The sequence below is a fragment of the Pseudobacillus badius genome (assembly GCF_002189605.1).
GTDB classification, from domain to species: domain Bacteria; phylum Bacillota; class Bacilli; order Bacillales; family Domibacillaceae; genus Pseudobacillus; species Pseudobacillus badius.
Genome location: NZ_MWMM01000009.1, coordinates 54,773 through 72,202, shown reverse-complemented (window position 1 = coordinate 72,202; position 17,430 = coordinate 54,773). Strand labels below are relative to the sequence as shown.

Sequence of the window (17,430 nt, the reverse complement as noted above, 5' to 3'; positions counted from 1 at the left end):
TGTAAAGCCTTCTTAATTTTATTAAGAAGGCTTTTTCTTATGATTAAAGGAAAATCCAGAAAGGATGGACAGCATGAAATTATTAGATAGACTGCAAACCGAAGTGCTGACAGCTGACGGTGCCATGGGCACCCTCCTCTATTCCTACGGCATTGATTTCTGTTATGAGGAACTCAACGTGGAAAAACCCGAAATTATTGAAAAAATTCACCTTGACTATATACAAGCCGGCGCAGATATTATTCAAACTAACACCTATAGCGCCAATGCCTTGAAGCTTGCCAGATACGGGATGGAAAACCGTACAGAGGAACTGAACAAAGCGGCCGTGCGCATTGCCAAGCAAGCAGCCGCACCTGAGCAGCGGTTTGTGTTAGGAACGATCGGCGGCATAAGAGGCATTCGAAAAAGCAGCGCCTCTCTTTCTGAGATAAAATCAGCTTTTCAGCAGCAAGCAGAGGCGATTTTACAAGAATCCCCCGATGGTCTCCTGCTGGAAACCTATTATGATTTTGAAGAGTTAACCACTGTTTTGCAATTGCTGCGCAAGGTCACGGACTTGCCAATCGTTTCCCAAGTGTCTATGCATGAACCCGGCATTTTGCAAAACAGACTTTCATTAAACGAAGCTTTCAAGCAACTGGAATCCTTAGGGGCAGACATTGTAGGCGTCAACTGCCGCCTTGGCCCTTACCACACCATCCAGGCACTTGAAGAGGTGACGCTTCCTGAAAAAGCCTTTTTATCCGCCTACCCTAACGCAGGCCTTCTTGATGTCGAAGACGGACGGGTCGTCTATGAGTCTGAAGCCGACTACTTTGGCCAGGCTGCTGTTCAACTGCGCAATGAAGGAGTCCGGCTCATTGGCGGCTGCTGCGGAACCACGCCCAAACACATCGAAGCAGCCAAAAAAGCACTCACTGGCCTCGCGCCGATTACCGAGAAAAAAGTCATTGCCCAAAAACCGATTGTCATCAAAGAACCTGCCCCTTTGGTTGTACCGCCGCTCCATGAACAGGTCAAAAAAGAACGGACGATTATTGTGGAGCTTGATACGCCCAAGCATTTAGATACAGCTGCTTATATTAAAGGAGCTAAGGCATTGCAGCAAACAGGCATGGCTGCTATTACAATGGCAGATAATTCTCTTGCCTCTCCGCGCGTGAGCAATTTAGCGATGGGTTCTTTGCTGAAGGTACAGCACCACATCCGTCCGCTTGTCCATATCACCTGCCGAGACCGGAATCTGATTGGTTTGCAATCCCATCTCATGGGGCTTCACGCTCTTGGGCTGCACGACGTCCTTGCGATCACTGGAGACCCCACAAAAGTTGGCGATTTCCCGGGGGCAACCTCTGTCTATGATGTATCCAGCATGGAACTCATTCAATTGATTAAACAGTTGAACGAAGGCATTTCGTTTTCAGGAAAGCCGCTGAAACAAAAAGCGAACTTCTCAGTTGCCGCGGCCTTTAACCCGAATGTGCGTATACTGGACCGGGCTGTCAAGCGCTTGGAGAAAAAAATCGCGTGCGGAGCTGATTATTTCATTACCCAGCCCGTCTTTACTAAAGAAAAGATTGTTGAAATATATGAAGCGACGAAGCATTTGCCAACACCGATTTTTCTTGGCATCATGCCGCTGACAAGCTCAAGAAACGCTGAATTCCTTCATCATGAAGTGCCCGGCATCAAGCTCTCAGAAGAAACGCTGGCCAGAATGAAAGCATATGAGCATGATAAGGAAGCCGCTGCACGAGAAGGCGTGACGATTGCGAAAGAATTGATCGATACAGCTGCCAAGCTGTTTAACGGTATCTATATTATTACACCTTTTATGCGTTATGATATGTCCATTGAATTGATCCATTACATCGAAGAGTTAGATGGAAAAACAAAGGAAAGAGGGATCCCTCATGCCGAAACAATATCCAATTGAACAAGAGCTGGAAAAACGAATTTTATTTTTAGACGGCGCTATGGGAACAATGCTCCAACAGGCCAATTTGACAGAAAACGATTTTGGCGGCGAACAATATGACGGCTGCAATGAATACTTAAATCTCACTGCCCCTCATGTCATTGAAAAGATTCATCGCGATTATTTAGCAGCCGGCACTGACATTATTGAAACCAACTCTTTTGGCGGTACCCCGCTTGTATTAAATGAGTATAATCTTGGTGATAAAGCCTATGAAATTAATAAACGGGCAGCAGAAATTGCCCGCCAGTGCGCAGATGAATTTTCGACGCCTGACCATCCCCGCTATGTCGCCGGCGCCATTGGGCCCACAACGAAAACCTTGTCCGTCACAGGCGGCATTGACTTTGACACATTGAGCACGAACTTTGAATTACAGGCAACCGCCTTGATTGACGGCGGCTGCGATGTGATTTTAATGGAAACGAGCCAGGATATGCTAAATGTCAAGGCGGGTATTCTCGGAATTGAACGTGCGTTTGCAGCGACAGGGAAAAAACTGCCGATTATGATTTCGGGAACGATCGAACCAATGGGAACTACACTGGCCGGCCAAAATATTGAGGCGTTTTATATTTCTATCGAGCATATTCATCCTTTATCAGTCGGCTTAAACTGTGCCACCGGACCTGAATTTATGACGGATCATATCCGGTCGCTTTCTGCCTTGTCCAAGAGTTTTGTCAGCTGTTACCCCAACGCCGGCCTTCCCGACGAAAACGGCTGTTACCATGAGTCTCCTGAATCGCTGGCCGCAAAAATTAAAGGCTTTGCGGAGAAAGGCTGGCTGAACATTGTAGGCGGCTGCTGCGGCACGACACCAGATCATATTCGCGCAATGAGGGCGGCACTCGCAACGATCCCGCCGCGCAAACGCCCTGAACAGCCTCACGGACATACCATCGCCGGGATTGAGCCGCTTCATTATGACGACTCTATGCGGCCTTTATTTATCGGCGAGCGAACCAATGTGATCGGCTCCCGCAAATTTAAACGGCTGATTATTGAAGGAAAATACGAAGAGGCGGCGGAAATCGCCCGTGCCCAAGTTAAAGGCGGCGCCCATGTAATCGATATTTGTCTGGCCAATCCTGACCGTGACGAGCTTGAGGATATGGAAGCGTTTATGCAGGAGGTCGTAAAAAAAGTAAAAGTGCCGCTCGTCATTGATTCTACTGATGAGCAAGTCATCGAGAAAGCGCTGAAATACTCGCAAGGAAAAGCCATTATTAACTCGATCAACCTAGAGGATGGTGAAGAACGGTTTGATGCTGTCCTGCCGCTCGTAAAAAAATATGGGGCAGCTGTCGTGGTCGGCACCATTGATGAACGCGGCATGGCAGTCACCCGGGAGCGCAAGCTGGAAGTAGCAGCGCGCTCTTATGACCTGCTTGTCAATAAATGGGGGATCCAGCCGGAGGATATTATTTTCGACCCGCTCGTATTCCCGGTCGGCACCGGCGATGAACAATACATCGGCTCAGCTGAGGAAACGGTGGAGGGCATACGGCTTATTAAAGAGAAAATGCCCAAAGCACTAACCGTTCTCGGTGTCAGCAACGTTTCATTTGGCCTCCCTCCTGTTGGCCGCGAGGTACTGAATGCCGTTTATTTATATCACTGTACACAAGCCGGGCTCGACTACGCCATCGTAAACACCGAGAAACTTGAGCGTTTCGCTTCCATTCCAAAAGAAGAAATCGCTATGGCCGAAAAGCTGCTTTTTGAAACGAATGATGAAACGCTGGGCACCTTTACTGACTTTTACCGTGACAAAAAGAAAGAGAAAAAGGAAGAAGATATCCCTAAGACAGTAGAAGGCCGGCTGAGCTACTATGTTGTGGAAGGAACAAAAGAAGGACTGCTGCCTGATTTAGAAAAAGCCTTAACGACCTTCGATACGCCTCTCGATATCATTAACGGCCCGTTAATGGAAGGAATGGCAGAAGTCGGCCGGCTGTTTAATGACAATCAGCTGATTGTAGCGGAAGTACTGCAAAGCGCCGAGGTCATGAAGGCAGCTGTCGCCTTTTTAGAGCCTTATATGGAGAAAAAAGAAAATGATAACGGCAAGGGAAAAGTTGTTCTTGCTACGGTCAAAGGAGATGTCCACGACATTGGCAAAAACCTTGTAGACATTATTCTAAGCAACAACGGCTTTAAGGTCGTCGACTTAGGAATTAAAGTCACCCCTGCTGAATTAATTGAAGCGATCAAGCGGGAGAATCCCGATATGGTCGGCCTTTCCGGGCTGCTCGTGAAGTCTGCCCAGCAAATGGTCATTACAGCTCAGGATATGAAAGCGGCGAATATTGATTTGCCGATCTTAGTAGGCGGCGCTGCTCTTTCCCGGCGCTTTACGGAAACAAAAATTTCACCGGAATACGAAGGACCTGTTTTGTACGCCAAAGATGCAATGGATGGTTTAGCTATTGCCGGCCGCTTGCAAGATGCTGAAGAAAAAACAGAGCTCTTAAGTGAATTAAAAGAAAAACAAGAAAAGCGCAAAGAAGTCGAGGCTTATAGGGAAACTATGAAGGCCACTTCGGTTGCTGTGCTGGAAAAACCAAAGAAAACTGTTCGTCAGGATGTTCCGATTTTTGTTCCGCGCGATCTGCAAAAACGCATCCAGCGCGATTATCCTGTCGCTCATTTAAAGCCTTATATTAACATGCAGACATTGATTGGCCACCACCTCGGCCTGAAAGGAAAAGTAGAAAAACTGCTTGCTGAAGGGGACGAACGAGCTACCTCTCTCAAGGAAACAGTCGATACCTTCTTGGGGTCCGGCCGCTTGAAAACAGCCAGCGTCTATCAGTTCTTCCCTGCCCAATCCGATGGTGATGACGTCATCATCTATGATCCGGCAGACAGCCAAACTGAAATTGAACGCTTTACCTTCCCGCGTCAGCCAAAGGAACCTTTTCTTTGTCTGGCTGACTACTTAAAATCAGTGGACAGCGGAAAGATGGATTACGTTGGTTTCTTCGTCGTCAGCGCCGGATTTGGCATCCGCGAACAATCGGGTGAATTAAAAGAAAAGGGCGAGTTTCTTCAAAGCCACGCCCTGCAAGCAACAGCTTTAGAGCTTGCCGAAGGGTTCGCCGAACGGATTCATCAGGAAATGCGCGATCAATGGGGCTTTCCGGATGCCGTTGAGTTTACAATGAAAGAACGCTTCGCTGCCAAATACCAAGGCCAGCGTTTCTCCTTCGGCTATCCGGCTTGTCCAAACTTGGATGATCAAACAAAACTCTTTAAGCTGCTTCAGCCTGAAGAAATCGGCGTCCGCTTAACAGAGGGATGCATGATGGAGCCGGAAGCCTCGGTTTCTGCCATCGTCTTCGCTCATCCTGACGCCCGCTACTTTAATGTTGAATAGCAGCAAACAGGGAGCTCCTCAGCAAGGGGCTCCCTGTTTGTTTTGCATCTTTCTTCCATGCCGATTTACTTAAGTCCTATCCAGCGCTTCGTTCATTATCCTTCTGTTCCTTAAACTGTTTTTGCCGGCTGCGAAGTTGGCCAGTACTATTTGCCGAGCTTGGCAGTGAGTACGCTGCTCACGGAGCGGTAAATAACATCTGCCCCTTGTGGCGTCAGGTGGGTGCCGGATGAGTCAATCCACCCTGAGTCGATTAGCTTTCTATCCGTTATTCCCTTCATTGAGCTGGTCATTATTTCATAATTATCGATTAAGGTGACTTTCTTCTGTTTAGCTACCTTTCTAACGATCGCATTGTATGAATTATGCCATTGTCTGGCGCCATTATACTTTGTATAGAGCCGCTGGTCATATCTAGCGTAATAATAGTCATTCTGCCCGTTTCCTTGAATAACCGGTATAGTCGTCATTAAAATCACATGGATATTGCGTGCTTTTAAAGTATCAGTGAAATATTTCAGATTGCTTTCAAACCTGGCCTTCGATACACGGGGCTGTCCTTTAGCATTTAAAACAGCATCATTGGTACCAAACATAATAATGACTGCTTTCGGCTTTTTGCTCAGCACATCTTTGGAAAAACGTTTCCGCCCGTGCTCTGTTGTATTGCCGCCAACCCCTGCGTTAATCACCGTGCGGGTTTGTTGTAATCTGGTTACCCACTTGCTTTTGGCATCATATTTATTGATTGGCCAGTTGGTTCCTTGCGTATTGCTGTCCCCAAATGCAACAATTACCCGCTTGCTGCTAGAAGGGCTTCCTTGTTTGGCAGCAGCGGCTGAAGAAGGGACTATGTTAGCTGCGATAAAGAAAAGCAAAATGAACCACTTGGCCCATCCTTGTATTTGTTTCTTTTTCAAATTTCTTCCTCCATTTCCTTCACATAGTACATCATCGCTCCATTATACTATGCTTTTCTAACCGGTCAACTCTCCGCCAGCAGACGTCGCGGCAACATGATTTCCCGCGTTCTTCCTTTGACATGACCGCCTCCCGCATAAGTAAATCATCTTAAGCCACATTAATAATAAAGGAGATGATCAAATGAAGAAAAAAGATCTGGCAAAAACGCCGCTGATCCCTGCTGATCCGGAAATGAACCTTCATACGGACGCAAGCGAATATCTTTCCGGCGAATCTGTGGATGAACACGGGAATCTTGAAGTAGCCAATGAAATCATCGGCAGCAAGGAGATTGGCCAGCAGCACAACAATCTTTAAGCCGTTCAGCTTATTTAGATAGATGCTGCCTGTAAGCTCTTTAATGAAGAATCCGGCTGTTCTATCGGGCTCATAGATCCTTGGCTTAAAAAGCGATATGCAGCTTTTCCCTTGCTCCTATAGGGAGTTAAGTAAGAGCTTCATTTTCTTTGTTATGTATGCCCGAAACTGCAGCGATTTATCGGCTTAACAGCGAGCGTTGGCACTAAGTCGCGTACAAATGAAGGCAATTGCTGCGAATAACTCTCTCTTCCTGATGTCATTGAAGAAGTATTCTGGCTGCTGCAGCACCTAAAGAGGGGCAGAAAAAATGCGAAAGCGACAGGAGTGATTCCTGCCGCTTTTCTTTAAATTTTCTCTACATTGATTAATGCAGGACGGTGATCCTCATTTCCCATTGTATAGGTCAGCAGCACCTGCTGATTCTCTTGTTGCTGATAAAGGCGGGACGATCCGTATGAAACTTCTAACACCTGGTGTGTGCCATCCACTAACACTTCAATAGAAGTATTGTCAATCGCTCCGATGATCATTCCTTGGCTTGTTTTTACATGTCCAACAGGAATTTGGAGGTCAGTTCCAATAATCGCTATTGGATATTTTAGCTCATTTGCCTTCATCAGCGCCTGAACGTTTGTATTAAATCTCTCAGCAAGAGAATATAAGGTGTCCCCTGCCTTTATTTGATACGTTACGCTTGGCTTAAGCACAGCTGATTGACTGCCTTCTGCTAATTTTTCTAATGAAATAGTAGATTTTTTTGTTAAAATAGATAAAGAATCGTCATTATTGACGATAATAGTAGTAGAGGAAGCCATTTTTGGCTTTTTGCTTATCTTTTGGCCGGGTATTTTGCCTGGCTCTTTTTTATTTGTCTGTTTTTTATCTGTATAAATGATTAATTTCTGGCCGATCGTTAAGGCATCCGTTTTCAATTGATTCTCTTGTCTAATTTTTTCAATTGTCGTGCCGTATTTGTTAGCTATTTTCCACAGGCTGTCGCCTGATTGGACAATATGCGTGACCTTGCTGCCTGATGGAACGGGCGGCTTAGACGGCTCCGGCGGCTTTTGCCCTGTACCTGGTTTTATCGCTGATCCCTTTGGCGTAATGATTAATTTCTGGCCGATCGTTAAGGCATCCGTTTTCAATTGATTCTCTTGTCTAATCTTTTCAATTGTTGTGCCGTATTTGTTGGCTATTTTCCACAGGCTGTCGCCTGATTGGACAATATGCGTGACCTTGCTGCCTGATGGAACGGGCGGCTTAGACGGCTCCGGCGGCTTTTGCCCTGTACCTGGTTTTATCGCTGATCCCTTTGGCGTAATGATTAATTTCTGGCCGATCGTTAAGGCATCCGTTTTCAATTGATTCTCTTGTCTAATTTTTTCAATTGTCGTGCCATATTTGTTAGCTATTTTCCACAGGCTGTCGCCTGATTGGACAATATGCGTGACCTTGCTGCCTGATTGAACGGGCGGCTTAGACGGCTCTGGCGGCTTTTGCCCTGTACCTGGTTTTATCTCTGACCCCTTTGGCGCAATGATTAATTTCTGGCCGATCGTTAATGCATCCGTTTTCAATTGATTGTCTTGTCTAATCTTTTCAATTGTTGTGCCGTATTTGTTAGCTATTTTCCACAGGCTGTCGCCCGATTGGACAATATGCGTGACCTTGCTGCCTGATTGAACGGGCGGCTTAGACGGCTCTGACGGCTTTTGCCCTGTACCTGGTTTTATCTCTGACCCCTTTGGCGCAATGATTAATTTCTGGCCGATCGTTAATGCATCCGTTTTCAATTGATTGTCTTGTCTAATCTTTTCAATTGTTGTGCCGTATTTGTTGGCTATTTTCCATAAGTTATCGCCTGTTTGAACGATATGAGTGGCTGATCCATTTTTCTTTGTTTGTTGAAGAAGGACTTGCTCAACCGGCTTATTTTGCTTTCCTGCAGCAACTGTGACAGCTGCTTCTTCAGTCGGTTGCTTTACTGTTGCCTGAGATGATGTTGAACTAGTTTCAGTTCCTTCCAATTTAACTGATTGTTCAGTCTTTTTGCTTGTATTTACGTCTTCTGACAAATCTTCGTTCTCTTCCGTCACTGTTAAATGAAGCGGCTTGCCATGTTCGTCAAGAGCAGGAACGATTATTTGTTGTCCAACGAACAAAGCATCGGAGCTAAAACCATTTTTGCTTTTTAGCTGTTCTACTGATACCTGAAACCTTTTGGCGAGCGAATAAATTGTATCCCCTTTTTTCACCGTATAAGGAGCGGCGCAATCACAAGCCTTTGCTTCTTCTGGCTGGACAAACATCGATGCAGCAGTTAGTGAAACAGCTAAGGTTGCACCAATCCATTTAGAATTTCTCTCATAAGCCCTTGCCTTCTTCAGCTTAGCAATCCTTTCTTGGCGAGTTCCCATTCTCTCGTGTTCCATACTCATCTCCCCATATATCCTTTTTTCAAGCAAGAGAATATTAGAATTTCTATGTCTATATCAATATTCTCCACAATAGGCAATATTACACCCAAACTGAAAAAACAACAAATTCGTTAAAATAATTACATTTTCATAATATATGTATCTAAATGACTAAATCAGCAGTTTAGTATGAGTCTATTTTTCTAATTCGCCAGTGTACTGCTTATCCGCTAAACTCAATACTGCACAAGGTATCTATCAATCAATATAGGCATAAAGATTCAACTCATAATTTTTTCCTCAAACAGAAAAATATTGGAAATTAGGAAAAACATATTAATTTTCCTTGTCGGATCTTGTTATTTTATCTATAAAATCAGTCAATTATTGATAAAAAAAGCCTGTTTTCGCACTTTTCTTAGTTATTGAAAATAAATGGAACAATAAACAAGGCAAATGAAGAGCTGATCGTGCTTTTTCACCTTTTTACTAAAGAGAAAGATGATCTATTTGCCCTAAAATAATAAAGAAACCTATGATTTAGTTTAATAATATATCTATGCTTATCATTCCGACTCCCGGCTCACTCAGAAGGTCCTTCCCTGAGTGTCTCTTGAGAAAAGGACGTCCTTATTAATGAAGCAGTTGATCATTCTCCTGCTTCTTATTGATGACCAATCTTTTTCATATACCTATCATGATTCAGCAAACGGCCATTCGCCATATTTTATTTCTTCAAACTTTGTGCCTGTGCCTCCTCGTCATAGCATAAAGTAAAAGCCCTGCTGCAGTCCTCTTATAGAAAGAAGCTATCCTCATCTCCCTTGAACGCAACAATGGTTGATTGAATAAATCCCCCTCACTTTTCTGAGTAGTTTCGGCTTTTTTTACATTTTTAAAGACTATCTCTCATTTTCACTTGCTCATTGGAGCTTTTCATGTTACGTTTAAGAGGAATTATTTTTGTTCGTTAAGGATTGATAAGTGATATATCTACTTTCGTCTGGAAGATTTGGAGCAAGGATAGTAACACAATGTATGCACTGCATACGAGGAGGAAATACACATGGAACAAGGTAAAGTGAAATGGTTTAATGCAGAAAAAGGTTTTGGATTTATCGAACGCGAAGATGGAGACGATGTATTCGTTCACTTCTCAGCTATCCAAAGCGACGGCTATAAATCTTTAGACGAAGGTCAAGCTGTAACATTTGACATTGAACAAGGTCAGCGCGGATTGCAAGCAACTAACGTTCAAAAAGCATAATTAAAACCACACACATATAAACAGACTCTCATTGCAGAGTCTGTTTTTTATTTTTGGCCGCATAAAAATCCCCTGCTCATGAATGAGCAGGGGATATCGAAACAAGTAATAGCAAATGGTAGACTCAGTATAACACAGTCTCTTTATGACGACTAATGATTTTTTATTGCTCTTTAACGGTTATCTACGGTCTCCGGATACATATCATGATTCATCAGGCGGTAGTTCGCCATTTCTTCAAACTTTGTGCCTGGACGCCCCCAGTTGCAGTACGGATCAATAGAGATGCCGCCTCTTGGCGTGAATTTGCCCCAGACTTCAATGTAACGGGGATTCATTAGTTCGATCAAGTCATTCATGATAATGTTTACGCAGTCTTCGTGGAAATCGCCATGATTGCGGAAGCTGAATAAATATAGCTTTAATGACTTGCTTTCCACCATTTTAATATCAGGAATATAGCTGATGTAAATGGTGGCAAAGTCCGGCTGGCCGGTTACCGGGCACAGGCTGGTAAACTCCGGACAGTTGAACTTTACAAAATAATCCCGATTCGGATGCTTGTTATCAAATGATTCTAAAATTGAAGGATCGTATGCAAATGTATACTTCGTCCCTTGATTGCCTAAAAGTGAAATGTCTTGCTTTAATTCTTCTTCGTTTCTTCCCGCCATCAGAAGCTACCTCCCTGTTGAAATTCTCTTCCATTATAAGCGCGCTTGCCGAGATAATCAAAAAAGATTTACAATTAGCAAAAGGAGTGATTTTTTTGCATACCATTTCCTCTCTTTCTGAACTGAAGGAAGCTGCCGAGCAGCATGGCGCTGTGCTTGCCTTTTTCTCAGGTCCCAACTGCTCTGTTTGTCATGCTATTCAGCCGCGTGTAGAACAGCTGCTAGAGCAGTTTCCTGATGTGTATGCCGTTCAAGCAAATATAGCAGAAGCGCCGGAAATTTCCGGCCAATACACGGTCTTCTCCGTGCCGGCTGTTCTCTTTTTCATCCATGGAAAAGAGATGTTCCGAAAAGCCCGCTTTATTTTAATGGATGAACTGGAAGAAGAAATAAAGCTGTCATTGCAATATTTGTGAGATCACAAAAAAGGATGCTGACTTCCTGCAGCATCCTTGATAAAGTTACATGGGCCTCTGTCGGCTGGCTAGACCGGAACTGTACGGCCTTTCCCGCCAAGATACGCATCACGCACCCGCGGATCTTTCATCAATGACTTCGCTTCTCCTTCGATGGCAATTTCTCCTCGCTCCATAACGCAAGCGCGATCCGCCACTTTTAAAGCAGCTTTTACGTTTTGTTCTACTAAAATAATAGTTGTGCCAAATTCTGTACGCAGCTGATCAAGAATATTCATGATGTCTTTAACGATCAAAGGCGCTAATCCCAACGATGGTTCGTCAAGCATCATTAATTTAGGATTGGACATTAAACCGCGCGCAATGGCCAGCATTTGCTGTTCACCGCCGCTTAACAAGCCGCCCGGACGGTCTTCCATCGTTTTTAGCTTCGGAAATAATTCGTAACAGCGGTCTATATCTTGTTGAAGAGTTTTCTTGCTTTGCCGATAACGGTGGTAAGCGCCAAGCATCATGTTGTCTTTGACTGATAAAGCATCAAAAATCTGCCGGCGTTCAGGCACAAGACAAATCCCTTTTTTGACAACCTCTTCAACTTTTTGTTTGCCAAGATCATTTCCTTCATAAAGAATCTTTCCCTGGCGCTGTTGATAAATGCCGGCAATTGTACCCAGCAGCGTGCTTTTGCCGGCTCCGTTTGACCCGACGATGGCAAAGATTTCTCCTTTATTTAATTCGAAGGAAATGCCTTTCAGGACATGGAGAAAGCCATGATACGTATGAATATCCTTTACTTGAAGCATCAAATCGCCTCCTCCTCCTCTTCTGTTCCAAGATAAGCGGCAATCACTTTCTCGTTTTCATAAATTTCAGCTGGTGTGCCCTCAGCAATTTTTTTGCCGTAATCAATCACAACAATACGGTCAGAAATCCCCATCACCGTCTCCATGTCATGCTCTACGAAAAGAAAGGACATGCCTTCCTCTCTTTTTTTCTTAATAATGTCAACAAGCTGTCTGGATTCTTGCGGATTCAAGCCTGCCATCGGTTCATCAAGAAGAATAAGCTTTGGTGAGGAAGCAGAGGCTCTGGCAATTTCAAGCAGACGCTGGTTCCCATAAGGAAGAACTTCTGCTGCTTCAAACGCCAGATCGGCAATCCCAACCTTCTCCAAACAGCTCATAGCGACATCAAAGGCTTGTTGCTCTTCTCGCTTGACTCCCATTAACCGCAAGCCTGCTTGCAGAAAGCCAGTCTTCAAGCGGCAATGAACACCCGTCATCACATTCTCAATAACACTCATATTTTCAAACACTTGCAAGTTTTGAAATGTGCGGGTAATTCCCGCCTTGGCAATTTGATAAGGCTGGTTGCCTGTCACTTCTTTCCCGTCAAAAAACACTTGCCCTGATGTAGGCGGCAAAACACCCGTAATCATATTAAAAAGAGTGGTTTTTCCGGCACCGTTCGGCCCGATCACGGCCACAATCTCTCCTTCATTTAAATGGAAATCCACTTCGCTGACAGCGATGACTCCACCAAACGCTTTCGTCAACCCTTTCACTTCCAGCAGCGGTTTACTCATGACTTGCTCCCTCCCACTGTTGCATCAGCATTCGGCGGTCCGGTGACGGCCGCTTTTTTATTTTTCCGTCCCGCCAGACGCCTCCACGCTTTTCCAAGTGTCGGCGCAAGTCCTTGCGGCATATAAATTAAAATAGCGACCAGCAGGATTCCGAAGAAGACAATTTGAAACTCGCCTCCTACGTTTGGGAAAAACATCGGCACAACCTCTTTTAGCAGCTCATTCAGGAGCACATAAACAATAGCGCCGATCATTCCTCCCCAAATATTCGCTGATCCGCCGATCACAACCATAATTAAAAAGGTGATCGATTCCATAGCCGTAAATAAATTAGGATTGATAAAGGTGACATAATGAGCATAAAGGCTGCCGGCTACAGAAGCATAGACAGCACTTAGCACAAACACTTTTAATTTATATTGCTGGATGTTTACCCCAATTGAATTGGCGGCCACATCACTGCCGTGAATGGAGCGCAGCGCCCGACCAACCCGTGAATCGATAATGTTCTTTGAAAAAAGAATGCCAACGATCAACAACGCCCAAATTAAAAAGTAGAATTTCAAATCTGTATCAAAGGCAAAACCGAATAGATTAAAGGATGGAATCCCAAAAAATCCATTTAATCCGCCTGTTATCTCTTTTAGTTCTTTGAAAAAGGTAAAGATAATAATACCGAATCCGAGCGTTGCCAGCGCCAGATAGTTTTCCTTCAGCTTTAATGTTGGAATGCCGATCAAAACCGCAACCGTACCAGCAAAGGCGACTCCAACCAGAATACCGACAATTCCCGGCATCCCGTAAGTTCCAGTCATAACAGCTGAGGCATAAGCACCTATTCCATAAAAAGCCGCATGGCCGAGCGATATTTGTCCGGCATAGCCCATCAGCATCGTTAAACCTGTCGTGACGATCCCATAAAGCCCGACTAGAATCAGAACACTTAAAAGAAAAGAGTTAGCAACAAAAGGAACCACCACAAGAGCGGCAATAAATAGGAAGAGACCGCCATAATGCCTGTTATATAGTTCACTTACTTTCGAATGATTCATCCCTTACACCCGCTTTCCGCTCGCTTTAGCAAACAGCCCATTCGGCATGAAGAATAATACGATCAGAAGCAAGGCAAAGCTGATTGCATCTTTGTACCCCGAGGTCCACAAACCTTCTGTAAACGACTCTAAAATTCCAATCATAAAAGCGCCAATAATAGCGGCCGGCGCGTTGGTCAGCCCTCCAATGACAGCGGCAACGAAAGCTTTCATGCCAATCATTAATCCCATTTCGTAAGTAGCTCCCGAAATCGGGGCAATAATAATTCCGGCAATCGCTCCCAGCCCTGCACTTACAGCTATTGAGATAAAGGACATCCATTCCGGTTTAATCCCCATTAACCGAGCAGCCGAACGGTTGACGACACAGGCGGTAACAGCTTTGCCGATAAACGTTTTATTGAAAAAGTAATGCATCGCAATCAAGCTAACTAATGAAATGCCGACAGCCCAAATGCTTTGCGGCAGCAAGACCGCATTCAAAACATTAATTGGGTTGTTTTCAGTAAATGGCGGCAATGATCTTGGCTGCGTGCCCCAAATCAAAATGGCAAATCCCCGGATGGCAATTGCTACACCAAGCGTAATAATGATCAATGTCGGCAACGATGCGTTGCGTGCCGGATAAATGGCCGTCCGCTCAAAAATGCCCCCGACTAGCACGACAATTCCAATGCTTAGAATAATCCCTAACCCCATCGGCATATCCATCGACACAAATGTGATCGCAAGCATTGCCCCAAGCATAGCAAAATCCCCTTGGGCAAAATTCAAAACCCCTGTAATGTTATAAGTAATAACAAAGCCGATAGCGACTAATGCATAAATGCTGCCAATGGTTAAACCAGAAAAAATCAGTTGGATAAATTGACTCGTTAACTCCACTTTCAATCCCCCCTCTTAGCAGGAAAGCAGGGAAGCATGTTCCTCCCCCGCTTCTCTCCATGTTGCCGATAGTTATTCTCCTAACTTCCATTCTCCGTTTTCGTCAATTTTTACCATAACCAGACTATCGGACGTCAGTCCGTTATGATCGTCTGCCGACATCTTGAATGTTCCTGAAATACCGACAAAGCCATCTGTCTGCTCAATTGCTTCTCTAATCTTCTCTTTATCAGCTCCGCCTTTTTCAATAGCTTCTGCTAAAATATGAATTGCATCATACGCATGGCCTCCGAACGTGCTTGCTGTATTTTTGTATTTGCTTTCGTAAGCTTCTTTAAAAGCAACAAGCTTTTCCTTTTGAGGATCTTTGTCGTCCAGTTCATCCAGCACCAGCAATTTTCCTGCTGGGAAAACTACTCCGTTCGCGGCATCGCCGGCTAATTCAATAAATTGCTTGGTGCCGATTCCATGGCTTTCGATGACCGGGACATCCATGCCAATCTCACGAATATTTTTTGTGACAACAGCCGATTCTTGGGCAGTGCCCCAAATAATAACGGCTTCAGGCTTTGCTTTTTTGACTCGGGTTAACGTCGACTTTGCATCATTTACTGTTGCCTCAAATTCTTCTTCAATCACAGCTTTTATGCCGTGTTTGTCAGCCAGTTTTGTAAATTCCTCGTGACCGCTTGTTCCATAAGAGTTAGCTACGTTCAGCCAAGCTACTTTTTTCAGCCCTTCTTTTTCTAAATATTCAATTAATTTAGGAATGACAACATCGTCTCCTTGGGCCGTTTTAAATGTCCATTTGCGCGGTGATTTATCATCCGGATTGTTTACCTGCTTGCTTGCCGCCAACGACAGATAAGGAATTCCTGCTTTTTCAACAAGCGGAATCATCGCCAGGCTGTTGCCGCTGATTGTTCCGCCGATAATAGCCGTGACTTTCTCTTGTTCAATCAACTTCTTTGTTGCAAGGACCGCTTGGTTTTGATCCGACTTGGAATCAATCGAAATCAGCTTGATTTTCTTTCCGCCGATGCCGCCTTTTTCATTCAGCTCATCGACAATCATTTTAATCGTTTCTTCTTCGCCTTTTCCTAGCGGCGAAGCACTTCCGGAAGCATCAATAACGCTGCCGATTTTAATCTCTCCTCCTGAATCTCCTCCGCTCCCTGACGCAGAATCAGCATCCTCTCCTCCGCATGCAGCCAGAATCATCACCATCATAGCCGTTAAAAGTGCGAACATCCTTTTCTTCATTTCCTTCTCTCCCTTCAAACTTACAGCACTCCTCCTGGGTCTAAAGTAGTCGAGTTTCATTTGTTAAGCATAGGAGGGAAAGCCGCTCTTTCTTTATAAAGTAAAGCTGATCCACTCGTTGTAATATCAGAAGTGAAATCAGCTTTCTTTTTTTGTTATACTTTTTCTCTATCTTTTAATGGAGGAAATATCATCTATTTTTATTGAAAACCCTTCCATTCCGTTCTTTAAACGTAATAATATATTAAAAAATAGAGGATGACAAGATTTTTTTATGAAAATATCAAATTTTCTGACATATCACTATCTAACGATAATTTACCTGTCGTTATCATAGTTGTTATATATGTTTTATCGAATTTCCGCTGCCAGACACGCAAAAACTGGAAACGGCTAGTATCGGCGGATAGCTTCCCTCTTTCACTAAATCGCGACTTACGTCCTTCCTTCTTCACGTCAGCCAGCACATGAACCGGAAATTTACTCTAAAAATCCCACTTGAAGAAACAAAAAATACGCTATAATTTATATAGAAGATGATTTTACATCCTAATCTTGATGGAAAAGGGGAATGATTAGATGACTTTATTAAATGATGTATTAACCTACAACGAAAAATTTGTCAGCGATAAAATGTACGAGGAATTTACGACCGATAAGTTCCCCGATAAACGTGTCGTTATTTTGACTTGCATGGATACGCGCCTTGTCGAATTAGTAACGAAGGCAATGAACTTCCGAAATGGGGATGTAAAAATTGTCCGCAATGCCGGGGCGATTGTTAATCATCCGTTTGGAAGTATTATGAGAAGCTTACTTGTAGCGGTTTATCAGCTGCAGGCCGATGAAGTGCTTGTCGTCGGCCATCATGACTGCGGAATGAGCACCTTATCAAGTGAGACTATTCTTGGAGTAATGAAGGAGCGGGGCGTGCAAGATGACACGATCGATACCCTTCGCCATGCCGGCATCGACGTGGATCATTGGCTTGAAGGATTCAGCAGCGTGCAAGAAAGTGTCAAACACAGCGTCGGCATGATTAAACAGCATCCGCTCATGGTGAAAGATATTCCGGTACACGGACTAGTAATTGATCCAGAAACCGGAAAATTGGATCTCGTTGTGGACGGTTACGAAAAAGAAATCGCTCTTTAAAAAACATTCCATAAGTAAATAAAAAGGCAGCCTGTATCCTAGTCAGGCTGCCTTTTTATTTAAAAT

The 17,430-nt window shown here is 44.2% G+C and carries 14 protein-coding genes; 6 read left to right on the top strand and 8 right to left on the bottom strand.

From position 1 onward, the window contains the following. Positions 1-73 precede the first annotated feature (73 nt). Positions 74-1,939 carry a bifunctional homocysteine S-methyltransferase/methylenetetrahydrofolate reductase gene (locus tag B1A98_RS14305; protein WP_063386192.1) on the top strand — a complete coding sequence of 622 codons (1,866 nt, stop codon included), beginning with the start codon at positions 74-76 and terminating at the stop codon, positions 1,937-1,939. Continuing rightward, positions 1,917-5,363: a methionine synthase gene (metH, locus tag B1A98_RS14300; protein WP_063386193.1), complete on the top strand. Its 3,447-nt coding sequence runs from the start codon at positions 1,917-1,919 to the stop codon at positions 5,361-5,363. The genes B1A98_RS14305 and metH overlap by 23 nt, the downstream gene beginning before the upstream one ends. A 146-nt stretch (positions 5,364-5,509) precedes the next feature. Here the strand turns inward: metH and B1A98_RS14295 are convergent, their stop codons facing one another. Beyond that, positions 5,510-6,283, bottom strand: a complete 774-nt coding sequence (locus B1A98_RS14295; protein WP_223662748.1) for an SGNH/GDSL hydrolase family protein — start codon at positions 6,281-6,283, stop codon at positions 5,510-5,512. A 184-nt stretch (positions 6,284-6,467) separates the two neighbouring features. On the opposite strand from B1A98_RS14295, the gene B1A98_RS20520 reads away from it, so the two are divergent. Beyond that, the gene (locus B1A98_RS20520; protein WP_169713115.1) at positions 6,468-6,644 is read left to right on the top strand and encodes a hypothetical protein; all 177 of its coding nucleotides are present in this window, start codon (positions 6,468-6,470) and stop codon (positions 6,642-6,644) included. Positions 6,645-6,991: 347 nt separating this feature from the next. Here the strand turns inward: B1A98_RS20520 and B1A98_RS14290 are convergent, their stop codons facing one another. Continuing rightward, positions 6,992-9,082 carry a LysM peptidoglycan-binding domain-containing protein gene (locus B1A98_RS14290; RefSeq protein WP_063386194.1) on the bottom strand — a complete coding sequence of 697 codons (2,091 nt, stop codon included), beginning with the start codon at positions 9,080-9,082 and terminating at the stop codon, positions 6,992-6,994. Between the two features lie 1,051 nt (positions 9,083-10,133). Here B1A98_RS14290 and B1A98_RS14285 point away from each other — a divergent pair. Further along, positions 10,134-10,334 (top strand): cold-shock protein, encoded by a 201-nt coding sequence (locus B1A98_RS14285; protein ID WP_041101552.1) that lies wholly within the window; start codon positions 10,134-10,136, stop codon positions 10,332-10,334. 173 nt (positions 10,335-10,507) lie between these two features. Here the strand turns inward: B1A98_RS14285 and queF are convergent, their stop codons facing one another. Next, positions 10,508-11,008: a preQ(1) synthase gene (gene queF, locus B1A98_RS14280; protein ID WP_041101550.1), complete on the bottom strand. Its 501-nt coding sequence runs from the start codon at positions 11,006-11,008 to the stop codon at positions 10,508-10,510. Positions 11,009-11,103: 95 nt separating this feature from the next. On the opposite strand from queF, the gene B1A98_RS14275 reads away from it, so the two are divergent. Next, positions 11,104-11,424, top strand: coding sequence for a thioredoxin family protein (locus tag B1A98_RS14275; RefSeq protein ID WP_041101548.1), 321 nt, complete (start codon positions 11,104-11,106; stop codon positions 11,422-11,424). A gap of 68 nt (positions 11,425-11,492) precedes the next feature. Here B1A98_RS14275 and B1A98_RS14270 read toward each other — a convergent pair whose 3' ends face one another. From B1A98_RS14270 to B1A98_RS14250, 5 genes are all read right to left on the bottom strand, one after another. Further along, positions 11,493-12,227 (bottom strand): ABC transporter ATP-binding protein, encoded by a 735-nt coding sequence (locus B1A98_RS14270; protein ID WP_041101546.1) that lies wholly within the window; start codon positions 12,225-12,227, stop codon positions 11,493-11,495. Then, a complete protein-coding gene (locus B1A98_RS14265; RefSeq protein ID WP_041114371.1) occupies positions 12,227-13,009 on the bottom strand; it encodes an ABC transporter ATP-binding protein in 783 nt (260 codons plus the stop codon). The genes B1A98_RS14270 and B1A98_RS14265 overlap by 1 nt, the downstream gene beginning before the upstream one ends. Further along, positions 13,006-14,061 carry a branched-chain amino acid ABC transporter permease gene (locus tag B1A98_RS14260; RefSeq protein WP_063386195.1) on the bottom strand — a complete coding sequence of 352 codons (1,056 nt, stop codon included), beginning with the start codon at positions 14,059-14,061 and terminating at the stop codon, positions 13,006-13,008. The genes B1A98_RS14265 and B1A98_RS14260 overlap by 4 nt, the downstream gene beginning before the upstream one ends. Positions 14,062-14,064: 3 nt before the next feature. Continuing rightward, complete coding sequence (locus tag B1A98_RS14255; RefSeq protein ID WP_041101541.1) at positions 14,065-14,946, bottom strand: branched-chain amino acid ABC transporter permease; 882 nt, start codon at positions 14,944-14,946, stop codon at positions 14,065-14,067. 72 nt (positions 14,947-15,018) lie between these two features. Then, positions 15,019-16,209, bottom strand: a complete 1,191-nt coding sequence (locus B1A98_RS14250) for an ABC transporter substrate-binding protein (RefSeq protein ID WP_063386244.1) — start codon at positions 16,207-16,209, stop codon at positions 15,019-15,021. A gap of 579 nt (positions 16,210-16,788) precedes the next feature. Between B1A98_RS14250 and B1A98_RS14245 the strand changes: the two genes are divergently transcribed. Then, on the top strand, positions 16,789-17,364 hold the full coding sequence (locus B1A98_RS14245) for a beta-class carbonic anhydrase (RefSeq protein WP_063386196.1): 576 nt from the start codon (positions 16,789-16,791) through the stop codon (positions 17,362-17,364). Positions 17,365-17,430 lie beyond the last annotated feature (66 nt).

Coding starts and splice junctions, on each gene's coding strand:
- B1A98_RS14305 (WP_063386192.1), top strand. CDS start 74: ATGAAATTATTAGATAGACTGCAAACCGAAGTGCTGACAGCTGACGGT.
- metH (WP_063386193.1), top strand. CDS start 1,917: ATGCCGAAACAATATCCAATTGAACAAGAGCTGGAAAAACGAATTTTA.
- B1A98_RS20520 (WP_169713115.1), top strand. CDS start 6,468: ATGAAGAAAAAAGATCTGGCAAAAACGCCGCTGATCCCTGCTGATCCG.
- B1A98_RS14290 (WP_063386194.1), bottom strand. CDS start 9,082: ATGGAACACGAGAGAATGGGAACTCGCCAAGAAAGGATTGCTAAGCTG.
- B1A98_RS14285 (WP_041101552.1), top strand. CDS start 10,134: ATGGAACAAGGTAAAGTGAAATGGTTTAATGCAGAAAAAGGTTTTGGA.
- queF (WP_041101550.1), bottom strand. CDS start 11,008: ATGGCGGGAAGAAACGAAGAAGAATTAAAGCAAGACATTTCACTTTTA.
- B1A98_RS14270 (WP_041101546.1), bottom strand. CDS start 12,227: ATGCTTCAAGTAAAGGATATTCATACGTATCATGGCTTTCTCCATGTC.
- B1A98_RS14265 (WP_041114371.1), bottom strand. CDS start 13,009: ATGAGTAAACCGCTGCTGGAAGTGAAAGGGTTGACGAAAGCGTTTGGT.
- B1A98_RS14260 (WP_063386195.1), bottom strand. CDS start 14,061: ATGAATCATTCGAAAGTAAGTGAACTATATAACAGGCATTATGGCGGT.
- B1A98_RS14250 (WP_063386244.1), bottom strand. CDS start 16,209: ATGAAGAAAAGGATGTTCGCACTTTTAACGGCTATGATGGTGATGATT.
- B1A98_RS14245 (WP_063386196.1), top strand. CDS start 16,789: ATGACTTTATTAAATGATGTATTAACCTACAACGAAAAATTTGTCAGC.